Origin of the sequence: Sphingomonas sp. VDB2, assembly GCF_047946695.1 — a bacterium.
GTDB classification, from domain to species: domain Bacteria; phylum Pseudomonadota; class Alphaproteobacteria; order Sphingomonadales; family Sphingomonadaceae; genus Sphingobium; species Sphingobium bisphenolicum.
On record NZ_CP159615.1, the window covers coordinates 287,663 to 307,962 of the forward strand.

Consider the following 20,300-nt stretch of genomic DNA (forward strand, 5'->3'; position numbering starts at 1 on the left):
CGGCGGCGATGGCCGCCGGGTCTTTTTACTCAGGTCCTCTTTTGTTTCGCGCCTGCGCTTTTGAGGATCAGTTGGCCAATCCGTTCCGACGCCGACAGCAAGGAGTCATCGGCGAGGTGGGCATAGCGTGCCGTCATCCGGATATGGCTATGTCCCAGAAGCCTGGAGGTACTGAACAGGGTCTCGCCTGACATCACGGCATGACTTGCAAAACTGTGCCGCAGGTCATGAATGCGAAGCGTCGGGGGCAGTGCGGCTGTTCGCCGCACCACCGCCCAGACGCTCCGCACGGCTTCATAATTCTGTCCAGCCGCAAGGGGAAATACCGGAGCCGAGACTGACTGCGCCGGCTTGGGCAATGCGGCCCGATGGGACTTGAAGAAGCGCCGGACCGGCAGGCCGAGGAGAACGTCTCTTGGTCCGGTCTTGGTGTCGCGAAGATGCAGCCTGTCCGGCTGCACATCGCGCCATTCGAGATTGACCGCTTCGCTCACCCGACATCCTGTTAGGGCGAGGAACCGCAACAGGCTCGATCCAATGCATCCTGCCTTTATGCGGCTTTCCAGGATGCCGCCCAGGCGCTGCATTTGCTCCTCGCTCAGGAACGTGCCAACCGAGCGCCGGGCATTCGCCCTGACGCCCGATGCCGGGTTCCGCCACGTATCGGGCAGATACCCCCAATCCTTGGCCTGGCCCAGCATCTGGCGCAATATACCGAGTGCCCGATTGGCTCCGCCAGGCGCTCGGGCACTGTAGCGCTCGAACCAGCGGACGATGTCGTGACGGTCGATGGTTTCGAGCCGCTTGCCCGCGAAAGCGGGCAGCAGCTCCGCCCGGACATAAATCTGATAGGTGTGCAGCCCCGCCGGCTTGTAGCGGGACGCACAGCGGCCTTCATGCTCAGCCTGGTAAAGCTCGAACAGGGGTGAAGTCGGGCGTGACGCCGGAATCGCGACGCCGTCGGCGAGGACAGCGCTTGCGATTTTTCTGGCATCCTTGACCCTGATCTCGGGAAAGGTGCCGAGCGTGTGTCGGGTCGATTTGCCATCTTTCCTAAGGCGCACGATCCACGCCTTGGTTCCGCCTGGCTGTATGCGCAGTGCCAGCCTTCGCTGGCGTTGATCCAGCAGGCTATATTCCTGCACTTCAGGCTGTGCCAAGGCGCAGAGGCGATCAGTCAGGGAGAGCCGGAGACTAGCCATTGGCCACCCCCTTGCTCTTGCATTGGTGGACGTTTTCCGTCCTGGTTGGAAGCCTTTTGGGTAACCGTCCCGTGGCGGATTCTCCGCGCAACGACCGGTCGATCAAGCCCGATACGCGCGTAGCGGACTTCATCAGCGCGTCGCCGCCCAGATGAGCATAGCCGAGCGTGCTGTCGATATCGACATGGCCGAGCAGTTGACCCACGAGACGAAGATCCACGCCGTTCGATACCGCCACTGAGGCGAAGTGATGGCGCAGGTCATGGACCCGCAATCCGGTGATACCAGCCTCGACGCAAACCTGCTTCCATGCCCGGTCGATGACCTTCATCGGTCCTTCACTTCGCTCGGCAGGGAAAACATGTTGCCCTATGCGCTGCTCGCGCCGCGCGTCGAGAATGGCTCTTGCGGGCGCATTAAGCCAGATCGTCCGCGGCCCCTCCTTGCTATCGGCCAGCACGGCTCGCGAACCCACGATATGGTCCCATCCGAGCGATAATATCTCGCTTCGCCTTGCCCCGGTGAGCATCAAGAGCCGTATGGCGTCACACGCATCCGGCTTGGATGTTTGCACCTTGTCGAGCGCCTGCCAGAGGTCACGCACAGTGGAGGCTGGGAGCAGCCTGCCGCGTCGGCTTCGCTCCTTGCGGCGAAGGCCCTTGCAGGGATTGGTGCCCGCTTCGCGCAGTCCATGATCCTCCGCGTAGAGCATGAGGCCCGACAAAGTGGACAGCGCCATGCGGACGGCCTTGCTCCGCGCGGCGACATCGGCGTGCCAGCGCGTGACCTCCTGACGGGTGATCGCCGCAACCTTTCTCGCCCCGATGAAGGGGATGATATGCACTGCCGCCATGGCGCGCATATTCCGCAAGGTACTTTCTTTCCACCGTATGCCGGGCCGCGCCTTTAGGAACTCAGCCAGCAAGTCCGATATCCGTGTGTCGTCGTTATAGACCGCTATCAATGGATCATTGCGCGGGGGTGAAGCGGGGGAGGGGCTGTGCGCGATCGCCATGCGCCGCGCGATGGTGAGGGAGATCATATTCACGCCCCCCAGGGTGTCGCGGACGGTGCGACCATCGCGTTTTCCAAAGACGATCCAGCTTCGCGCGCCACTGGCCCGCACGCGGATCGCCAGGCACTCGACAATGGCGTCGCGCACGACGCGCTCGCCTTTGTCGGGTGAACACAAGGCCTCAATGTCGAGCGTTTCGAGATCAGTCCGTTCAATGTGCCGCATCGGGCAAGGCTCCATAAATCGCGGCTCGGTTCAGAGCCTGTGGAGCGTGTCCGGGATGACACCCAGGACACGCGGGGATTTATGGGCAGCACTGATTCGCACGGCTCGACGGACCTCTCCGTCCGTCCTTGCCAACCCTTCGGAGCGTAGAATATTTCCGTTCGAGATCAGCAATTTACCCGCCATCGGGAGCGCGAGACTGGCGCATTCGCAAGCTCATGCGAAGCAACAGACGCACGCTCCGAAGAGCGTATTTGTAATGCACCGTACGCACGGGTGCTGCGGGCGCGAATCACCAGTGTTTCTGCCGCTTTCGCGGCGTTCCGCCTTGATTTTGAAGTGGCACTGTCTGGCACCGACGGCACATATTGGCTGACCTGCGCGGCTGCGCTGCTAACAAGCCATTGATCTTTCTTGGCAACCTTTGGCTGCCGGCTCTTATACATCTATTCCCTTGAGATCAGGGCAGATTTCGCCTATCTACGGTCTTGCTTCATCACCGTGATCAGGCGTCGAACAGGAGTTCGGCGCTTGGCAAGAGTTACCATCAGATTCAAAGACGCGCTTTACGAGCGTCTCCTCGTCGGCGCGCGTGCTGCCGACACGAACGTCGCGGATTATGTCCGCAACATTCTCGATCGCTACGAAGGTATGGACGCAGGCGGCTATCATGGCCGCTTCGATGAGCTGCATGCGACGAACATCCAGGTATTCGCGATCCTCGCAGCCTATGTGAGTGCACGCCATCCCGACATCCTCGCTCGGGGTACGGCAGATGCTCGGGCTCTCCTCCTCGAACGGGGTCTCATCGATCCCGTGGAGGAGCGCTCATGAGCATCTTCCGAAACGACACGCTTGGGTCCTGGACCAGGGGCGGACAGGCGATCGTCCACAATGTCCGCATGACCACGCAGGTGTTTCTCCAGACCGTGGTGGCCGGCCTAGTCCTGTGGGTAGGCGGCACGCTCTGGTATGTTCTGGAGAAGGCGAACGACTATCAGCGTTACGTCGCGTTCAAGATCGTCGAGGCGACCCTCAAGAGTGACGTTCCAGGCGGCGCGCCCCTCCTGTTCCGAGGACCCGAAGGCCCGGAATATTGGACCAACTCCGATATGCTGTTGGAGTCGGGCGTTGCCGCCCAGGCGCTCCGGGCAATGGAGCATCACCTCCTAGTCGGCGCGGCCCTGGTGGGGAGTTTCTCCCTGCTCATGCTGTTCTGGGCCTGGTTCTACTTTACGAGGACGGGGAGGGGCCTTGGATCCAACCAGTTCCTGCGCGGCGCGCGCTTCGGGACGCCCAGACAGTTGCGACGCTTGCTATGGGGGAGCCGCAAAGGCAGTTTCGCCATCGGAGGTGTGCCGGTTCCGGACGCCTTCGAGCCCGAACATATATTGATCTGTGGCGCCCCGGGGACGGGCAAGACCAACATCATCGTCAAGATGCTTGCCGGCATCCGCGAGGAGGGCCGCAGAGCCATCGTCTATGACGCGGCGGGGACCTTCGTCGAGAAATTCTACAGGCCCGGGCACGACATCCTGCTCAATCCGCTCGACGCGCGGGCTGACAGCTGGTCGCCCTGGGTCGATGTGCCTCGCGACTATCACTACGATCAGATCGCCGAGTCGACCATTCCCGACAAGTCAGGCGATCCCTTCTGGGCAAAGGCTGCCCGGGGCACGCTGGTCGCCGTTCTCCGCAAGCTCGCCCGCGACGACCGCATGCTTGTCTCGGTTCTCCTCGATACGATTCTGCGTTCTCCGCTCAAGGAGTTGGCGACCTTTGCCGAGGGAACCGACGCTGCCGCCTTCATCTCGACGGAGGGCGATCGCACGTCGGCCGGCATCCGCGCCGAGCTCGCCTCGGTCATGCGCAGCTTCTCCTATCTCGACGACACGCTCGATGGCTTCTCGATCCGTGATTGGGTCTCCAATGAGGAGGACGACAGCTGGCTGTTCATCACGGTGAAGGCAGATCAGTTGCCCTCGCTCCGGCCGCTGATCACCGTCTGGCTCGACATCGCCATCAGCGCGATCATGAGCCTCACGCCCGATCGCATGCGGCGACTCTATTGCGTTATTGACGAGCTCCCCACGCTCCAGAAACTTCCCTCGCTCTCGGACTTTCTCGCCCGTGCGCGGAAATATGGCGGCTGCGGCATATTGGGGTTCCAGAGTTACCCGCAGCTTGAGGCGACCTACGGCATCCAGGATGCAGCGGCGATCACCGGCTATTGCTCGACCTGGGTGGCGTTGCGCGCGAACGACACGCCGACGGCCAAGCATGTCTCCGAGAATTTGGGGCAGGTCGAGCAGGTCGAAGCCAATGAAGGCATGTCCTATGGCGTGAACGATATGCGTGATGGCGTGAACCTCTCGCGCATGCAGGTCACGCGGCCGCTCGTCATGCACACGGAGGTGACCAATCTCCCCAATCTGACCGGATTTCTTCGCTTTGGCCGCGATCTTCCAGTTGCGCGCTTCGCCGACAGTTACAACCGGTCCCCGACATGTTTTCCGGCTTTTGAGGACCGGACAGCCCCTGCGGTACGACTGTCCGCCATCGTCCCGGCGCCTGTTCCGGACGCGTCCAAGACCATGGCGAAGAAAGAGCGCTCATCGCGAAAGGAAACCTCATCGCCTGAACTTCCGCTAGAGGGGAGCGGCCCGCCGCGAGACGAGGCTGCTCCTTTTGCCGGCAGTGTGGCGCAGCCACCGCGATCGCCCACGCCGGGACCGGAACTTTTGGGTCGCTCATCCGGCTTTGGCCTATCTCAGCATGGCCGCAGGGGCGGTGCGCGTAGCGCGTCGAGGCCGGCATGATGCATCCTAGACGATTGACCGGCACAGCCGGCAACATCGCGCGCTACTACACGATCGGCGACTACTACACCAAGGGCGGAACGGAGGGCTCGCAATGGGGTGGCGAGCTTGCAGACGAACTCGGCCTTTCCGGCGAGGTCGATCCGAAAACCTTCGAAACTCTGCTCCGTGGCGAGGTCGCGGGCCAGCAACTCGGGCGGCACCGCAAGGAGGGGATCGAGCACCACCCAGGCTGGGACTTCGCACTCAGCGCGCCTAAATCGGTCTCGGTCATCGCACTGGCGGTCGGCGACACACGGATCGCCAGCGCGCACGAGCGGGCGGTCAGCGTCGCGCTGTCATGGATCGAGGAGCAGGCGCAACTGCGACGCCGGGAGGAGGGTACCGTTAGGCACGAGACGACGGGGCGACTTCTCTGGGCGCGCTTTACCGAACATGCGAGCCGCGAGCTCGATCCGCATCTTCATACCCATGTGGTGGTCCTCAACATGACCAATCGCGAACGGGGCGGCCCCATGGCGAGCCTGGAGACCCGGGCGATGTACAGCGAGCAGATGAGTTCCGGGCAGATCTACCGAAACGAGCTCGCGCACGGCCTGCGGACGCTTGGCTACGAAATCGCCGCCGACCCGCGCCGGGGCCTTTTCGAAATCCGCGGGGTGCCCGAAGAGCTGGTCGCGGAAATGTCGCAGCGGGCAGAGCAGATCGATGCCCATGCCCGCGAACATGGTCTGGAAGGACAGGCCGCGCGCCGACAATCTTTCTACGCGACGCGGGGCCCCAAGGAGAAGGTCGGCCTGGAGGCGCTGCATCTCCAGTGGCGGGCTCGGCTCGGGGGACATACCCCAGCGCTCGACAGCCTGCGCCAGGCTGCGGAGCGGCGCGAAGGACGTGCGATCGTGGTCGCGCCCGCCGACTCGGCGCGCGCAGCCTTATTTGGCATCCGGCAAACCGAGGGGCGCGAGGCGGTCAATCCATTTGGCCGATTGCTTGCGAACGGGCTTGCCGCGCATGTAGGCGAGGTCCGTTTCCGGGATGTGCGTCCGCTCATCGATGAACACGAGGCGCGCCGTAAGTTGCTCGCGACCCGGGAGCAGACGGGCGACCAAATCCTCAACCGCGGACGTACGACACGCCGCTCGGCCCGTTTCGAGCAAGCGCTCGCGCTGCACCTCGCCCTTTCGATAGACGATGGCCGGCCGATCGCTTCTGCCGACCGCCTGCTTGCTTCGCTCGATAGGGCTGGATTGTCTCCGATGCAGGAGCGAGCGCTTGTGGACATGGCCCTGAGCCGCGATCGGGTAACGGCTCTTCATGGGGTGGCCGGCTCGGGCAAATCGACACTGATCGCCGCTCTGCACGCAGCTGCGGAGCCCGGCTCCACGCTACATGCTGTAGCGCCAACGTCTTCTGCCGCTGCCAACCTTGGCGACATGGCGGGGATCGGATCACGAACCGTGGCGAGCCTGCTTGCTGAGGGCGGCTATGGCCTTTCCGGGCGGGATGTCCTGATCCTGGACGAAGCGGGCCAGCTGGGGAACCGCCAGGCACTGCGCGTCCTTGAAATCAGTCGCGCAACCGGAGCGCGGTTGGTTTTGCTGGGAGACAACAAGCAGACGGGCGCAATCGAACAGGGGAAAGCGTTCTGGCTCATGCAGCAGCTCGGAATGCCCACCTCGCAGCTTACCGAATCGCGTCGACAGGAGACGGCGCGCATGAAGGATGCGGTCGCCCGAGCGCGTGCCGGCGATTATGCGGGGTCGCTCGAGCAGTTAGACAAGGTCGTGGCCGGGGCCGACGCGGAGGCGTTGGCGAAGGGACTCGTCGGTGAATGGACAAGGCTCCGGCCCGAAACCCGAGCAACAACCAACATGCTTGTTCTGGATAATGCCACCAGGCTGGTCGTCAATACGCAGGTCCGCGAGGCATTGCAGCGCGAAGGGGTGGTCGCCGCGCAGGACAGCAGGCTTTCTATTCTGGCGCCCGCGGGTTTTTCTGAACAGGAAAAGCATCTCGCTCGCTTCTATTCATCCGGTCAGGTCGTGACCTTTGGTCGCGATCACGCCGAAGCGGGCTTGGCCCGTGACGCGGAATATCGCGTGCTCGGCGCGGCGCGCGACGAACGTGGCAGACCGATAGTTCGCCTGGTCGATGAACATGGCCGAGTCATTCGTTGGGATCCACGCCTTACCAAGGCGGGACGGGTCAACGTGTTCGTCTCGGAAACCCGTGACCTTGCCCAAGGCGATCGCATTCAGTGGAGGCTTGTCTCCCACGAACTAGGCATCAAGAATGCCCAACGTGGTACCGTCGAGCGCCTTGAGGGCGCCATCGCCACAATTCGCTGGGACAAAGCGGATCGCACCCAGGAGATCGACCTCGCCAAGCACAAGAGCTGGGATCATGGCTATGCGGAGACCATTTATTCGGCTCAATCGCGAACCTATTCCCGCGTGTATGTTCTGGCGCCCCTTGGCTCACCTCTCGTTACCGGCCAGAACTATTATACGGCAATCACCCGCGCGCGCTTGGGCGTCAAACTTTGGACCCAGGACAAGAAGGCCCTTATCGAAAAGCTGGAGCAAGCCTCTGGCGAGAAAAGCTCCGCGCTGGAAGGGCTGGGCCGGCTTGATCGTGACAGGGCAGATCGGCTCGCAAGCCGCGACCCATCGCGCATCGATAGGCTGCGCCAAGACCAGCAGCAGGAGCGACATGCACATGCAGAGCGCAGCCTAAGCGCAAGACTGGGCAAACGATTGGGCCGCAAGGATGGATTTGCGGTCCGACTGGCGACAAATGCCAGAAACCTGGCGGAAGCCTTAGATCGGCACTTGAATGGACTGCTGGATCGCCCGGAATCTAACCCGCGCCCTGTCGGCCCTGTCCATGCCGAACACACCGAGGTGGGAGGTCGGCATGGCGTCGATCGCTAAAGGCCTTACGGTCGCAGTTGCTCTGCCTCTTGCGCTTGCGGTTGGGCATCCCGCTGTGCACGCGAAGGCCCTGCCCGGTGGCGAAGCTGAGCAGATCGGCAGTTGCATAAAGGCAGCGTCTCGCGACGCTTTGTGGCTGGAGCGTACCTTATGGGGACTTCGCGATCAGGAGGGCGGCTGGATCGGCGCCCAAGTCGCGAACGCAAACGGCACGCACGATTTGGGTCCGCTGCAAGTCAATAGTTGGTGGGTGCCCAAGATTGCGAAGGCCATCGCGATGAGCGAGGAAGCGGTTCGATACCAACTGCGTTTCGATCCCTGCTTCAACGTTGAAGTCGCTCGCTGGATATTCCTCTCAGGTCTGGCGAGCACTCGCGATTACTGGAAGGCGATCGGCATCTATCACAGCCCGATCGGATGGCGACAGCGTCTCTACGCGCGTAGCGTGGTCCGCCATCTGCAACGAAGATATGGGCCGGAGATATTTCGCGGACTGGCGCAAAGGAGTCTCCGACCATGAGGCGGTTGCGCCTTGAAACCACGCCTTATGGTCCGGTTCCTGAACTTCCTGAATCCGCGTCGCCACCACCTTCCGCAAAATGGGATATGGCCGCCGACTCCCGTGAACACCGTTGGGTGACACGGAAAAGCGCCTTCTCCAACGCGTTGGTCGCCGAGGCGCGCGGGCTTTTTGAGGAGCGCCTGGGACGATCGATATCGGAAGGCGAGGCGAGAAACCTGCTGGGCAATCTGGCCGACTATGCTTGGATGCTGGTCAAATGTGAGATCGACCCTCACTCGGAGATGCCAGTCGATCAGGCGGAGCGGCGGCGCATGGGACGCCCACGCAAGAAGCGCGAATCCAAGCCGCCACTGCGTTCTCGCGGTCGACCTAGAAAGCACCCCTTATCCCAGACATGATCCGGGAGGTGGCTGCGCAACAAAGCCGACTTGGACCTTAGGGTCTGGCCTGTCCAGACCGATGTAATGTTCGAGCGGACCAGCATTCCTCGTCTGTTTGTCCGCCGCTTTCCCACAAGCGCCTGGCGCGCCTCCTCGGGAGGAAGGGGAGGGTGGTGGAGATGGTGGCAACAGAATTGGAAGACAGATGGCAAGACCTCGAAAGCCGAAACCGCAGGGCAGTGCGAATGCTCCGAAATCCTCGGCGCAAAGGGCAGTGCTTTATGCACGCGTTTCAACGGCCGAGCAGGAAAAGGAGGGCTTCTCGATCGATGCCCAGATAAACCTCATTCGAGAATATGCGGGGAAGTCGGACCTCAGGATCGTGGAGGAATATGTCGATGTTGAGTCGGCGAAGCGGACCGGTCGCACGCAGTTCGAGGCGATGCTCAAATATCTTAGGGCGCATGCCGGCGTGCGGCATCTGCTCGTTGAAAAGACCGATCGCCTCTACCGAAATCTCAAGGACTGGGTGACGCTCGACGAGTTCGATATCGAAATCCATCTCGTCAAGGAAGGCGCGATCATATCGCGCGATTCCCGATCGTCAGAGAAGTTCATGCACGGGATCAAGGTCCTCATGGCCAAAAATTACGTGGACAATCTCTCAGAGGAAGCGCGCAAGGGCATGCTTGAAAAGGCCAAGCAGGGGCTCTGGCCATCGACCGCGCCGGTCGGGTATCTCAATGTCGTCGGCCCAAGCGGAAAGAAGATCATCGTTCCCGATCCAGCAGCAGCGCCGATCGTGGCACGCATGTTCGAATGGTTTGAGACCGGCAACTATTCGCTCAAGGAGCTGTCGAAGATGGGGCGTGACGCCGGCCTGCTCCGCCATCGCAGCCAACGTCCCGTCAGCGTCTCGACCGTCCACCACATGTTGCGCAACCGTCTATATGCCGGTGCATTTGAATGGCAGGGACGGATGTTTCAGGGCACGCATGAGCCCCTCGTGTCGACAGAGACCTGGGAGAATGTTCAGGAAGTCCTGGACGGGCGAAGCGTCAGCAATATCAGGGCAAAGCCGCTTTTATTCGCCTTCACAGGCCTCATCACCTGCGGGCACTGCGGTTGCGCTCTGGTCGCGGAGATCAAGCGGGAGCGATACATCTACTATCACTGTTCGGGCTACAAGCAGAAGTGCCCGGAGAAATATGTGCGGCAGGGGGCGCTGGTAGAGGCATTTTCCGAACAGCTCGCGCGGCTGCATCTGGACGATCAGGTCTTCGCGCTGATCGAACGCGCCCTTCGCGAGTCGCATACGGACCGGAGTCGCGAACGGATTGAAACGATGACTCGCTTAAGGGCTGAAGCCGATCGCCTGCAGCAGCGGTTAGACAAGCTCTACGTAGATCATCTTGACGGGCGGATCTCTGGAGACATGCACGATCGGATGGCATCGACCTGGCGTGAGGAGCGGGAGCGCTGCTTGCGGCACCTTGAAGGTCTCCACAGCACCGAGGACCTCATTGTCGATGACGGTATCGCGCTTCTGGAGCTTGGCCGGAACGCGCATAAAATGTTCAATAAACAGTCTCCAGGCACCCAAAATGCCCTTTTAAAACTGTTAGTATCGAACACTGTCTGGGCCGGCGGAATGCTAAGAGTAGAGTTCAACGAACCCTTTGGAATGCTTGACAAAATGTCTGATTTTGCGTTGCGTGAAAATCAGCCAGAAGAGGCCGAAAAATCGCAGCGTACAATTTGGCTCCCCGAGTAGGATTCGAACCTACGGCCATTCGATTAACAGTCGAATGCTCTACCGCTGAGCTATCGGGGAGCAACCCGCTTTCGCTGGGCAGGCCGCGCCTATAGCAGCGGCTTTCCTGACATGGCAAGGGCCAAATGACGGAAATTTATGCGATGAATTGTTCCGCCGCGATGCGGTCGTCCAGGGTATGTTCGGGGTCGAACAACAATGTCAGCGGGGTCGCGCGGTCGATGCCGATCTCCACCTGCGCGATGTCGCGCACTTCGCGCTGGTCGGCCACGGCGCTGACCGGGCGCTTGACGGGATCGAGGACGATGAAACGGATGACCGTATTTTCGGGCAGGATGGCGCCGCGCCAGCGCCGGGGACGGAACGGACTGATCGGGGTCAGCGCGACAAGCGCGGACCCCAGCGGCAGGATCGGCCCGTGGGCGGACAGATTATAGGCGGTTGAGCCGGCCGGGGTCGCCACCAGCACGCCATCGCACACCAGTTCAGGCAGCACGGTGCGGCCGTTTACCTGTACCTCCAGCTTCGCGGTCTGGCGGGTTTCGCGCAGCAGCGACACTTCGTTGATGGCGGGAATGGAGAAGCGCTCACCATCGACCGTGTCGACCGTCATGCGCAGCGGATTGACCTTGAAGCTCTTGGCCTTGTCCAGCCGCTGGTCGAGCCGTTCCAGCCGCCATTCGTTCATCAGGAAGCCGACCGTGCCCAGGTTCATGCCGAAGATGGGGACGATCCGCCGCCCTTCCAGCATCGAATGGAGCGTCTGGAGCATGAAGCCGTCGCCGCCGAGCGCGATGATCATGTCGGCCTGCTCGACCGGCACGAAGTCATAGGCGGCGCGCAACCGTTCCTCAGCCGCCCGCGCAGCCTGGGTGGGGGACGCGACCAGAGCGCGCCTTGGTTCGCTGCTCATCCGCCGGTGACGCTCATATGACGCTGCGTGGCGGCGCCTTCGCCCGCGCCGATGCGGAAGTCGTGGGCGGCGGGCTTCAGCCGCAACGCCCGGTCGATCAGGGGTTCTACAGCGGTCAGGCCGCCTTCACGCAGGGCCGCCTTGAAGTCGACATGGTCCTCATGGCCCAGGCACATGAATATCTTGCCCTCGCACGTCATGCGGATACGGTTGCAGTTGGCGCAGAAATTCTGGGTGAGCGGGGTGATGAGGCCCAGTTTGATGCCCATCCCCTCGACCGCATGATAGCGGGCAGGGCCGCCAGTCCGGTGGGAGAGGGGGGTGAGCGCATGTTCGGCGCGAATGCGGTCGGCGACCAGGGTCAGCGGCAGATAATGGTCGGTGCGATCCTCACCGGTGTTGCCGAGTGGCATGGTTTCGATCAGGGTCAGGTCGAACCCTTCTTCGCCGCACCAGCGCAGCATCGGCAGGATTTCATCGTCATTCACGCCCTTGAGCGCGACCATGTTGATCTTGACCGCAAGCCCCGCGGCACGCGCGCCGTCCAGCCCGGCGAAGACCTGATCAATCTTCCCGCCGCGGGTGACATGGGCGAAGCGCTCGGGATCGCGGCTGTCCAGGCTGACATTGATCCGCCGCACGCCCGCATCCGCCAGCATCTCCGCATGGTCGGCCAGCCGCGTGCCGTTGGTGGTGAGGGTCAGTTCCTCCAACTCCGCGCCGATGTGCCGCCCGATCCGGCGAACCAGATCGCCGATGTCCCGCCGCACCAACGGCTCGCCACCGGTCAGGCGAATCTTGCGGATACCGCGTGCGATGAAAAGATCGGCCAGCAGCGCGATCTCCTCCAGCGTCAGCACCTGATTCTTGGGCAGGAACTGCATCTTTTCCGCCATGCAATAGCGGCAGCGCAAGTCGCAGCGGTCAGTGACCGAAATGCGCAGATAGCTGATCCGGCGGCCCAGGCCGTCGGTCATCAATGTGCGTGAGGGATCGGCCATGGCCATGCCGACTAGCTAGGCGATGGACATGGCCGGTGCAAGCGTCGCGGCTTGCGGGGACCATAGGAAGTTGCAGACGAGGCAAGAGGTCGGTAACGCCTATATGCTAGGGCGTGGCGATGCGCGGCGCCGGGGAAAGAAGATTGTGAGCGCGGACCAGAGCGGCGGGGACCAGAGCGGCGGGGGCCAGAGCGGCGGGGGCCAGCGCAGCCTGTTCATCCTGTCGCCCGGAGACCGCGACGGATTAAGCCAGGCCGCGCAGCGTGCCGGCTGGCGCGCTATTGGCGCACGAAGAGCGAAGGATGCGCCGCAGCGTTATCTGCATAGCGAAGCGCAGGTGGCCCTGGTCGATTTGCGCGGCGGCGGCAATGTCGAGGCGCTGCTGACGCCGCTGGTCCCGGCGATGGAAGCGGGCGGCGGTGCGATACTGATATTGATCGATCCGGAGCATCTGGACCAGGCTCCTGCCTTGCTGGCGGTTGGCGCGACCCATTATCTGGTGGGGCCGATCAGCGACATGGGCTTGCGCGCCGCCCTGGCGTCCGCGCATCGACTGGTGGAAAGGCTGGGCGGCGGTGTCGCGCATAACCAGCGCGCGCAGCGCATCCGGCGCGGCGACGCGCTCTATTGGGCGCTCGGGCGTGACGGACAGTTGCGGTTGAGCGACAATCTGGCGCGGCATATGGGATTGGACGACACGCGGATCGCGCCGGCCGCGCTGGTGCGCCGGCTGCCCCGTGTCGAGCGTCGGGCGGTGCTGGCCGGGCTGAGAGCGATGAGGCGCGCAGGGCGACCGGCTGCGCTCGCCCATGCCTTGCCCGAACGACCGGGCCAGCGGCTGGTCCATCATCTGCGTCATAGCGACGGTGCGATCGCCGCCGATGTCGAGTGGTTGTCGGACGGGCAGGCGCAGGATGGCGCCACGCGCGATTATCTGACCGGGCTGCGGTCGCGTCAGGCGGCGCTCGACTGGCTGGATCGGCGGGCGGGCCTTGCCACCACGATCCTGCTACTGTCGATCAGCCAGTTCGACCGGATGAACGCGGCCTATGGCCAGGTTGTCGGCGACGCTCTGCTGGGCCGGATCGCGCGGCGGATCGAGCGGATGGTCGACGATGTCGCGCCCGGCACCATGGTCGCCCGCATCGCGGGAACGGAATTTCTGGTCGGCCTGACCGGCGAAGCAGCCGGGAGTGACCGGGCGACCTTTCTGGCGCGGCAACTGATCGGCGCGGTCGGGCAGCCGTTCAGCGCGGGCGATCACCTCATCCGCCTGATCGCCCGTTGCGGCATTGCGCAGGCCCGGACGGAGGATGACGCCACCCAGTTGCTGCGGCGTGCGGGCACGGCCCTGTCCGATGCGCGGCAGGCAGGCGGCGAAGGCATCCGCATCCTGTCGGCCGAAAAACATAGCCGCCAGGTAGATGCCGACCGGCTGGAGACGGACCTGCGCCTGGCTCTGGACCGGGGCGAGATCGGCATCGTGTTCCAGCCGCAATATCCGGTCGACAGCGACAAGATCAGCGGCGTGGAGGCGCTGGCGCGCTGGAATCATCCCCATTACGGGCCGCTGGGCGCAGGCATTTTATTCGCTACCGCCGAACGATCCGACTATATGCTGCCTCTGTCGGCGCATATCCAGGCGGAGGCGTTGCGGCAGGCGGCGGCCTGGCCGCGCGCGCTGTCCGACCTGCGTCTGTCGATCAACGTCACCGCGGCCGACATCGCCCAGCCGGGCTTCATGACCGGTCTGCTGGGGCTGGTCGATCGCAGCGGCTTCCCACGGTCGCGCCTGACGGTGGAGATTACCGAAAGCGGGCTGATCGAGGATGTCGGCGCGGCGTCGGCGCTGCTCACGGCGTTGAGGACGGAAGGGCTGGGGGTGGCGATCGACGATTTCGGCACCGGCTATTCCAGCCTCTCCTATCTCAAGAATCTGCCGCTCGACTATCTCAAGATCGACAGCGGACTGGCGCAGGATATTGCCGGCACGGCCCGCGACCGCATTATCGTGCGCGGTGTCATCCACATGGCCAAGTCTCTGGGCCTCAAAGTGATCGCCGAGGGCGTGGAGACGGAGGAGCAGTTGCATCTGCTCGCCCGCGAGGGATGCGATTTTTATCAGGGCTTCCTGCGGTCGGCGGGCGTGTCTTCCGCCGACCTCATCAATCTGGTCCTGGCGACTTAGACAGTCAGCAGCGGCCAGAGGGCGATCAATATACCGACCAGGCTAGCCAGGAAGATGACGGTGCGGACCACCGGGATGCCCGCTGCGTAGAGCGGCAGATAGACGACCCGCGCGCCCAGCCAGATCCAGCCGCCCATGGCCGTCCATTCGCTGGTCTTGTCCGCCACCACCACGCCAATGAGCGCGACGATGGCAATGGGCAGGGTTTCCTTGAAATTGGCTTCCGCGCGGACCAGACGTCCCGCGAGCGGATGGAGGGGCGGCAGTTTTTCGTCGCGGGCGCCCATATTCCATTTGGGGCCATATTGCTTCGTCTTCACATGGGCCGCGGCGAATATGTGGACCAGCAGCAGAACCATGGACCAGGCCAGGATCGTGAGTTCGACGGGCATGATATTTCCCCCTCCATATGGAGGGGGAAGGATAGGTCTGCGGCCGCTGCATAACAAGCGGAATAGGCGGTGGCCTAAAGCGTCAATCCGACCTTGGCGATCAGGCTGGCGCCGGCATGGCGGCTGGCGGGGCCGTCGATGCTGCTGTTGGCATAGCGCAGGCCGGCGGACCAGCGGCCCCTATACCAGTCGAGCGCAACGCCATGGTCCCAATAGCCGCCATCGGGACGGAGCCGTGTGGCGCGCGGGGCGTCACGTACATCGCCCGAAGAGTGGCCGACATGGCCCGACAGCGTAAGCGGTGTGCCGGGGATGCCGACAGCGGAACTGGCCGACAGATAGAGGTTGTCGCCGCCGATCGCCGACTGGCGCGGGGCATAGCGAGCGGCCAAATCCATGCTGGCAGGGCCGAGTGAGAAACCGGCGATCGCGCCGACTTCGCCATAGCCCCATCCGTCGCCATTCGCGCCGGATGCGCCGGGGAAGAGATGGTAGCGCCCCTCCGCGCTCAGCCGCCAGCCGCCTAGCTGCCGCATATAGGTGGCGCCCAGGTCGATCACGGCATCGGCGTCGCCATGGCGGTTGCTGCCCCAGAGCGTGGTGGCCGTGCCATCGAGGCTGAGCCCTTGCGCGACCGGCACCGACACCGTTCCGCGCAGCACGGGATCGCCGTCGCTCCAACTAAGGCCGCGGCGACGTTCGTCGCTGGCGGCTTCGAGTGTGACGGTCGGGTCGGACGCCATCTGCGCGGCGGCCGGAACGGCATGGCCGGCGAGCATGATCGCTCCCAGCCATGCCAGGCGATGGAAACGATCAGTTCGACGCAAGATTGCGCACCGAATCCAGTTCGGCCAGCAGCGGCGCGCGATCGGCCTGCGCCACCGCGACCAGATGCGCCGCAATCTTGTCCTGATGCTGGGCGAGATTGCGCTCGCCCGACTGGCGGCCGGGGGTGCAGGCGCCTGCTTCGCTGCCAGAAAACTGCTTGTCGGTCGCGATAGTGCGGGCCAGCGCTGGGCCATGGTCCAGCTTGCGATCAACGACGATGGTCGCGGTCCATTGGCAGCGCTGGGCATCCATCCGGTTGGGGACTTTGGCGCCAACGGTCCTGGTGCGCATTTCCGCGCGGGCGGTGTAGGTTGCGCCGAGCTGCTGGCCGTGATGTTCGATCGAGACGCTATGGGACGCGGCGGCAGCCGCGAGCGCGATTAGGGTGATGCTCATGTCAATTCTCCTGCTGTGACGCCGGACTTTGCTGGCCGGTCGTCAAAAGCGGATTTAGGTTTCCCCTGTTGCTGCTTGTTTGCTGGATGATGAGGAATGGCGACTTGAGGGTCTAGGTGGAAGCGACGCGATCCGTTTTACCCCGCCGCCTTGGCCAGCCCCTTCGACAGTTGCAAAGCGCCGTTCAGGCGCGCCTGCGGATCGGGCCAGGCGCGATTGACGACGATCTTGCTGTCGGGGCGCAGGCGGGCGACGCCATCCAGGCGCTGGACGTAGGCGACCAGACCCGCGGGATTGGGGAAGCGGTCTTCGAAGAAGCTGACCAGCGCGCCCTTGGCACCCATGTCGATTTTGGCGATGTTCGCTGTCATGCAATTCTGCTTGATCTCTATGATCTTGAGCAGGTTTTGCGTGGGCAGCGGGAGCTTCCCGAAACGGTCGATCAGTTCGGCGGCGAAGGATTCGAGGCCCTGACGGTCCTCGATGTCGTTGATGCGGCGGTAGAGGCCCATGCGCAGATCGAGGTCCGGCACATAATCGTCGGGGATGAGGATGGGCGCGTCGACGCTGATCTGGGGGGAGAAGCTGTCGCTGCGTTTTTCGATCCCGACGCCGCCGGCCTTGGCGTCCATGATCGCCTCTTCCAGCATCGACTGGTAGAGTTCGAAGCCGACTTCCTTGATATGGCCCGACTGTTCGTCACCGACCAGGTTGCCCGCGCCGCGAATGTCGAGATCGTGGGAGGCAAGCTGGAAGCCAGCGCCCAGCGTGTCGAGGTCCGAGAGAACCTTGAGCCGCTTTTCCGCCGTTTCCGTGATGATACGGTTGGCGGGTGTCGTCATATAGGCATAGGCGCGCGTCTTGGATCGGCCGACGCGGCCGCGGAGTTGGTAGAGCTGGGCAAGGCCGAAGCGGTCGGCACGATGGATGATGAGCGTGTTGGCGCTGGGGATGTCCAGGCCGGATTCCACGATGGTGGTGGACAGCAGCACATCGTAGCGCTTGTCGTAGAAGGCGGACATGCGCTCCTCCACTTCGGTTGCGCTCATCTGGCCATGGGCGACGATGGCCTTGATCTCCGGCACCTCGTTGCGGAGATACTCCTCGATCTCGGTCAGGTCGGCGATGCGGGGGACGACGAAGAAGCTCTGTCCGCCGCGATAATGTTCACGCAGCAGCGCTTCGCGGATGACTACGCCGTCCCAGGGCATGATGTAGGTGCGCACCGCGAGGCGATCGACCGGCGGGGTCTGGATGACCGATAGTTCGCGCAAGCCCGACATCGCCATTTGCAGCGTGCGGGGGATCGGCGTTGCAGTGAGGGTCAGGACATGGACGTCGGTCTTGAGGGACTTCAGCCGTTCCTTATGGGTGACGCCGAACCGCTGTTCCTCGTCCACGATGACGAGGCCGAGCCGCTTGAACTCCAGTCCCTTGGCGAGCAGCGCGTGAGTGCCCACGACGATGTCGATCGTGCCCTCGGCCAGACCCGCCTTGGTCGCCTTCGCCTCCTTGTCCGGGACGAGGCGGGAGAGGCGGCCGATATTGACCGGAAAGCCGCGGAACCGCTCCTCGAACTGCATATGATGCTGGCGCGCGAGGAGGGTAGTCGGGCAGATGACCACGACCTGCATTCCGGCCATGGCCGCGACGAAGGCCGCGCGGAGCGCGACCTCGGTCTTGCCGAAGCCGACGTCGCCGCAGACAAGGCGGTCCATGGGCTTGCCCGATCCCAGATCCTCCACCACGTCGTTGATCGCGCGGTCCTGATCGTCCGTCTCCTGATAGGGGAAGCGATCTACGAAAGCGGGGTATCCGGCCTGATCCGGTTCGGCGACGGTTGCGGCGCGCAGGGCGCGTTCGGCGGCGGTTTTCAGGAGTTCACCCGCAATTTCGCGGATGCGCTCCTTCATCTTCGCCTTGCGCCGCTGCCAGGCTTCGCCGCCCAGCTTGTCGAGGCTGACGCCTTCATTCTCGCTGCCGTAGCGGGAGAGAACTTCGAGATTTTCAACCGGAACGTAGAGTTTGTCGCCACCAGCATAGGTCAGGGCGACGCAATCATGGGCGGCCTTGCTGACCGGAATCTGCGTCAGCCCTTCATAGCGGCCGATGCCGTGATCCATGTGGACGACGAGGTCGCCGGGCGAGAGGGTGGCCAGTTCCTGTAGGAAGGCGTCGGCGCTTTTCTTGCGCTTGGCGCGACGGACCAGGCGGTCGCCGAGCATGTCCTGTTCGGTGAGGACGGCAACGTCGGGTGCGGTGAAGCCGTGGTCGAGCGGCAGGACGGTGAGCGTGACGCTGCCACTGGCGGCGACGCCCAGCGCTTCTTGCCAGCCGTCGGCGGTGGCGAGGCGGGGGACGTCATGGTCGGCGAGCAGGCCGGACAGGCGTTCGCGTGCGCCGAGCGAATAGCTGGCGATGACGATCTTTTTTTTGGTCCGGCGCAGGCTGGCGATATGCTTGCTGACCGCTTCGTAGATGTTGCTGTTCTGCGCGCGTTCGGGGGCGAAATCACGGGGGCCGTCGACGGCGAAGTCGAGGACGGTCGCACTTTCCGGTTCGTGGAAGGGCGTGGTGTGGTGCATCCGCCGCGTGGCGACGGCGGCGTCCCATTCGGTGGCGTCGAGATAGAGCGAGTCGGGTTTGAGCGGACGGTAGGCGCCAGGATCGGCCGACTTCGCCTGGACGCGGTTGGCATGATAGTCGCGGATCGCCTCGAACCGGTTTTCCGCCGCGCCCGCGACGCCGGGATCGCGGATCAGGACGGCGTCATCGCCCAGATGGTCGGCGAGGGGGACGAGCTTTTCCTCGAACAGGGGGAGCCAATGTTCCATGCCCGCCAGGCGGCGGCCGTCGCTGACCGCCTGATAGAGCGGGTCGCCGGTCGCGGTCGCGCCGAACGTCTCGCGGTAGCGGCTGCGGAACCGCTTGATCGTGTCTTCGTCCAGCAGCGCTTCGGAGGCGGGGAGGAGGGTGAAGCCATCGACATTTTCGATCGTGCGCTGGTCGGCCGCGTCGAATCGGCGGACCGTCTCGATCTCGTCGCCGAAGAAGTCGAGGCGGAGCGGTTGTTCCTCGCCGCCGGGGAACAGGTCGACGATGCCGCCGCGAATGGCGAATTCGCCCCGGTCGTGGACCGTGTCGGTACGGACATAGCCGTTGGCCTGGAGCATGGCGGCCAGCGTCTGGATCGCGATCCGTTCCTTGGGCGCGAGTTTGGCGACAAGCTGACGCACGCGGAAGGGGGTGAGCGTGCGCTGGGTCATGGCCGCCAGCGTGGTGAGGACCAGTTGCGGGCCTTTGGGCGGGGCTTGCAGCGCATGGAGTCCCGCCAGGCGCGCGGAGGCGGCGCGCAGCGAGGGGCTGGCGCGATCGTAGGGCAGGCAATCCCAGGCCGGGATTTCGATGATCTCGATCTCTGGCGCGAAATAATGCGCCGTGTCTGCGACCGCACGCATCAACTGTTCGTCGGACGCGATGAAGACGGCACGGCCGCCAGCGGCCCCCGCCGCGCGGGCGATGTCGGCCAGCAGCCAGGGCTGGAAGCCTGCGGGCACGCCGGACAGGGTGAGCGGCGCCTTCGCCTTCAGGATTTTCTGGAGATCGGTCATTCTGCTTTTCGTCATTCCCGCGAAGGCGGGAATTTATCTCCCGGCCTGTCGCCTAATTGGTCCGTTAGAAGATGGATCCCCGCGCTGGCTTGCGGCCGCT

15 protein-coding genes and 1 tRNA gene are annotated in these 20,300 nt (G+C 63.6%); 7 read left to right on the forward strand and 9 right to left on the reverse strand.

Annotated elements, in window-relative coordinates; genetic code table 11:
* Positions 1 to 29 precede the first annotated feature (29 nt).
* Both ABT375_RS01425 and ABT375_RS01430 read right to left on the reverse strand, forming a co-directional pair.
* Positions 30 to 1,202, reverse strand: a complete 1,173-nt coding sequence (locus tag ABT375_RS01425) for a tyrosine-type recombinase/integrase (protein WP_416463855.1) — start codon at positions 1,200 to 1,202, stop codon at positions 30 to 32.
* Complete coding sequence (locus ABT375_RS01430) at positions 1,195 to 2,442, reverse strand: tyrosine-type recombinase/integrase (protein WP_416463856.1); 1,248 nt, start codon at positions 2,440 to 2,442, stop codon at positions 1,195 to 1,197. The genes ABT375_RS01425 and ABT375_RS01430 overlap by 8 nt, the downstream gene beginning before the upstream one ends.
* 531 nt (positions 2,443 to 2,973) lie before the next feature.
* On the opposite strand from ABT375_RS01430, the gene ABT375_RS01435 reads away from it, so the two are divergent.
* The 6 genes from ABT375_RS01435 (at position 2,974) to ABT375_RS01460 (ending at position 10,871) form a co-directional block, all read left to right on the forward strand.
* Positions 2,974 to 3,276, forward strand: coding sequence for a hypothetical protein (locus tag ABT375_RS01435; protein ID WP_416463857.1), 303 nt, complete (start codon positions 2,974 to 2,976; stop codon positions 3,274 to 3,276).
* Entirely contained in the window at positions 3,273 to 5,261 is a 1,989-nt protein-coding gene (locus ABT375_RS01440; protein ID WP_416463858.1) for a type IV secretion system DNA-binding domain-containing protein, read from the forward strand. Before ABT375_RS01435 ends, ABT375_RS01440 begins: the two co-directional genes overlap by 4 nt.
* Positions 5,258 to 8,194 (forward strand): MobF family relaxase, encoded by a 2,937-nt coding sequence (mobF, locus tag ABT375_RS01445; protein WP_416463859.1) that lies wholly within the window; start codon positions 5,258 to 5,260, stop codon positions 8,192 to 8,194. The genes ABT375_RS01440 and mobF overlap by 4 nt, the downstream gene beginning before the upstream one ends.
* Complete coding sequence (locus ABT375_RS01450; protein WP_416463860.1) at positions 8,178 to 8,714, forward strand: lytic transglycosylase domain-containing protein; 537 nt, start codon at positions 8,178 to 8,180, stop codon at positions 8,712 to 8,714. The genes mobF and ABT375_RS01450 overlap by 17 nt, the downstream gene beginning before the upstream one ends.
* Positions 8,711 to 9,115 (forward strand): hypothetical protein, encoded by a 405-nt coding sequence (locus ABT375_RS01455; RefSeq protein ID WP_416463861.1) that lies wholly within the window; start codon positions 8,711 to 8,713, stop codon positions 9,113 to 9,115. The genes ABT375_RS01450 and ABT375_RS01455 overlap by 4 nt, the downstream gene beginning before the upstream one ends.
* Positions 9,116 to 9,302: 187 nt before the next feature.
* Complete coding sequence (locus tag ABT375_RS01460) at positions 9,303 to 10,871, forward strand: recombinase family protein (protein ID WP_416463862.1); 1,569 nt, start codon at positions 9,303 to 9,305, stop codon at positions 10,869 to 10,871.
* Here ABT375_RS01460 and ABT375_RS01465 read toward each other — a convergent pair.
* The 3 genes from ABT375_RS01465 to moaA form a co-directional block, all read right to left on the reverse strand.
* A tRNA-Asn gene (locus ABT375_RS01465) sits at positions 10,857 to 10,931 on the reverse strand. The two genes, ABT375_RS01460 and ABT375_RS01465, sit on opposite strands and share 15 nt — an antisense overlap.
* A 76-nt stretch (positions 10,932 to 11,007) precedes the next feature.
* Positions 11,008 to 11,784: an NAD kinase gene (locus ABT375_RS01470; RefSeq protein ID WP_224549272.1), complete on the reverse strand. Its 777-nt coding sequence runs from the start codon at positions 11,782 to 11,784 to the stop codon at positions 11,008 to 11,010.
* Positions 11,781 to 12,791: a GTP 3',8-cyclase MoaA gene (gene moaA / locus ABT375_RS01475; protein ID WP_224549270.1), complete on the reverse strand. Its 1,011-nt coding sequence runs from the start codon at positions 12,789 to 12,791 to the stop codon at positions 11,781 to 11,783. Before moaA ends, ABT375_RS01470 begins: the two co-directional genes overlap by 4 nt.
* A gap of 139 nt (positions 12,792 to 12,930) precedes the next feature.
* On the opposite strand from moaA, the gene ABT375_RS01480 reads away from it, so the two are divergent.
* Entirely contained in the window at positions 12,931 to 14,973 is a 2,043-nt protein-coding gene (locus tag ABT375_RS01480) for a putative bifunctional diguanylate cyclase/phosphodiesterase (RefSeq protein WP_416463863.1), read from the forward strand.
* Here ABT375_RS01480 and ABT375_RS01485 read toward each other — a convergent pair.
* From ABT375_RS01485 to mfd, 4 genes are all read right to left on the reverse strand, one after another.
* Positions 14,970 to 15,365, reverse strand: a complete 396-nt coding sequence (locus tag ABT375_RS01485) for an MAPEG family protein (protein ID WP_416463864.1) — start codon at positions 15,363 to 15,365, stop codon at positions 14,970 to 14,972. The genes ABT375_RS01480 and ABT375_RS01485 overlap by 4 nt on opposite strands.
* A 74-nt stretch (positions 15,366 to 15,439) precedes the next feature.
* On the reverse strand, positions 15,440 to 16,144 hold the full coding sequence (locus ABT375_RS01490; RefSeq protein ID WP_416463865.1) for a TorF family putative porin: 705 nt from the start codon (positions 16,142 to 16,144) through the stop codon (positions 15,440 to 15,442).
* A gap of 34 nt (positions 16,145 to 16,178) precedes the next feature.
* A complete protein-coding gene (locus ABT375_RS01495) occupies positions 16,179 to 16,589 on the reverse strand; it encodes a hypothetical protein (RefSeq protein WP_416463866.1) in 411 nt (136 codons plus the stop codon).
* Between the two features lie 137 nt (positions 16,590 to 16,726).
* A complete protein-coding gene (gene mfd / locus ABT375_RS01500; RefSeq protein WP_416463867.1) occupies positions 16,727 to 20,200 on the reverse strand; it encodes a transcription-repair coupling factor in 3,474 nt (1,157 codons plus the stop codon).
* Positions 20,201 to 20,300 lie beyond the last annotated feature (100 nt).

What these genes read in the sequence shown, in the direction of transcription:
- ABT375_RS01425 (WP_416463855.1), bottom strand. Translation starts at nt 1,202, where the DNA reads ATGGCTAGTCTCCGGCTCTCCCTGACTGATCGCCTCTGCGCCTTGGCA.
- ABT375_RS01430 (WP_416463856.1), bottom strand. Translation starts at nt 2,442, where the DNA reads ATGCGGCACATTGAACGGACTGATCTCGAAACGCTCGACATTGAGGCC.
- ABT375_RS01440 (WP_416463858.1), top strand. Translation starts at nt 3,273, where the DNA reads ATGAGCATCTTCCGAAACGACACGCTTGGGTCCTGGACCAGGGGCGGA.
- mobF (WP_416463859.1), top strand. Translation starts at nt 5,258, where the DNA reads ATGATGCATCCTAGACGATTGACCGGCACAGCCGGCAACATCGCGCGC.
- ABT375_RS01450 (WP_416463860.1), top strand. Translation starts at nt 8,178, where the DNA reads ATGGCGTCGATCGCTAAAGGCCTTACGGTCGCAGTTGCTCTGCCTCTT.
- ABT375_RS01455 (WP_416463861.1), top strand. Translation starts at nt 8,711, where the DNA reads ATGAGGCGGTTGCGCCTTGAAACCACGCCTTATGGTCCGGTTCCTGAA.
- ABT375_RS01460 (WP_416463862.1), top strand. Translation starts at nt 9,303, where the DNA reads ATGGCAAGACCTCGAAAGCCGAAACCGCAGGGCAGTGCGAATGCTCCG.
- ABT375_RS01470 (WP_224549272.1), bottom strand. Translation starts at nt 11,784, where the DNA reads ATGAGCAGCGAACCAAGGCGCGCTCTGGTCGCGTCCCCCACCCAGGCT.
- moaA (WP_224549270.1), bottom strand. Translation starts at nt 12,791, where the DNA reads ATGGCCATGGCCGATCCCTCACGCACATTGATGACCGACGGCCTGGGC.
- ABT375_RS01485 (WP_416463864.1), bottom strand. Translation starts at nt 15,365, where the DNA reads ATGCCCGTCGAACTCACGATCCTGGCCTGGTCCATGGTTCTGCTGCTG.
- ABT375_RS01490 (WP_416463865.1), bottom strand. Translation starts at nt 16,144, where the DNA reads ATGCTCGCCGGCCATGCCGTTCCGGCCGCCGCGCAGATGGCGTCCGAC.
- ABT375_RS01495 (WP_416463866.1), bottom strand. Translation starts at nt 16,589, where the DNA reads ATGAGCATCACCCTAATCGCGCTCGCGGCTGCCGCCGCGTCCCATAGC.
- mfd (WP_416463867.1), bottom strand. Translation starts at nt 20,200, where the DNA reads ATGACCGATCTCCAGAAAATCCTGAAGGCGAAGGCGCCGCTCACCCTG.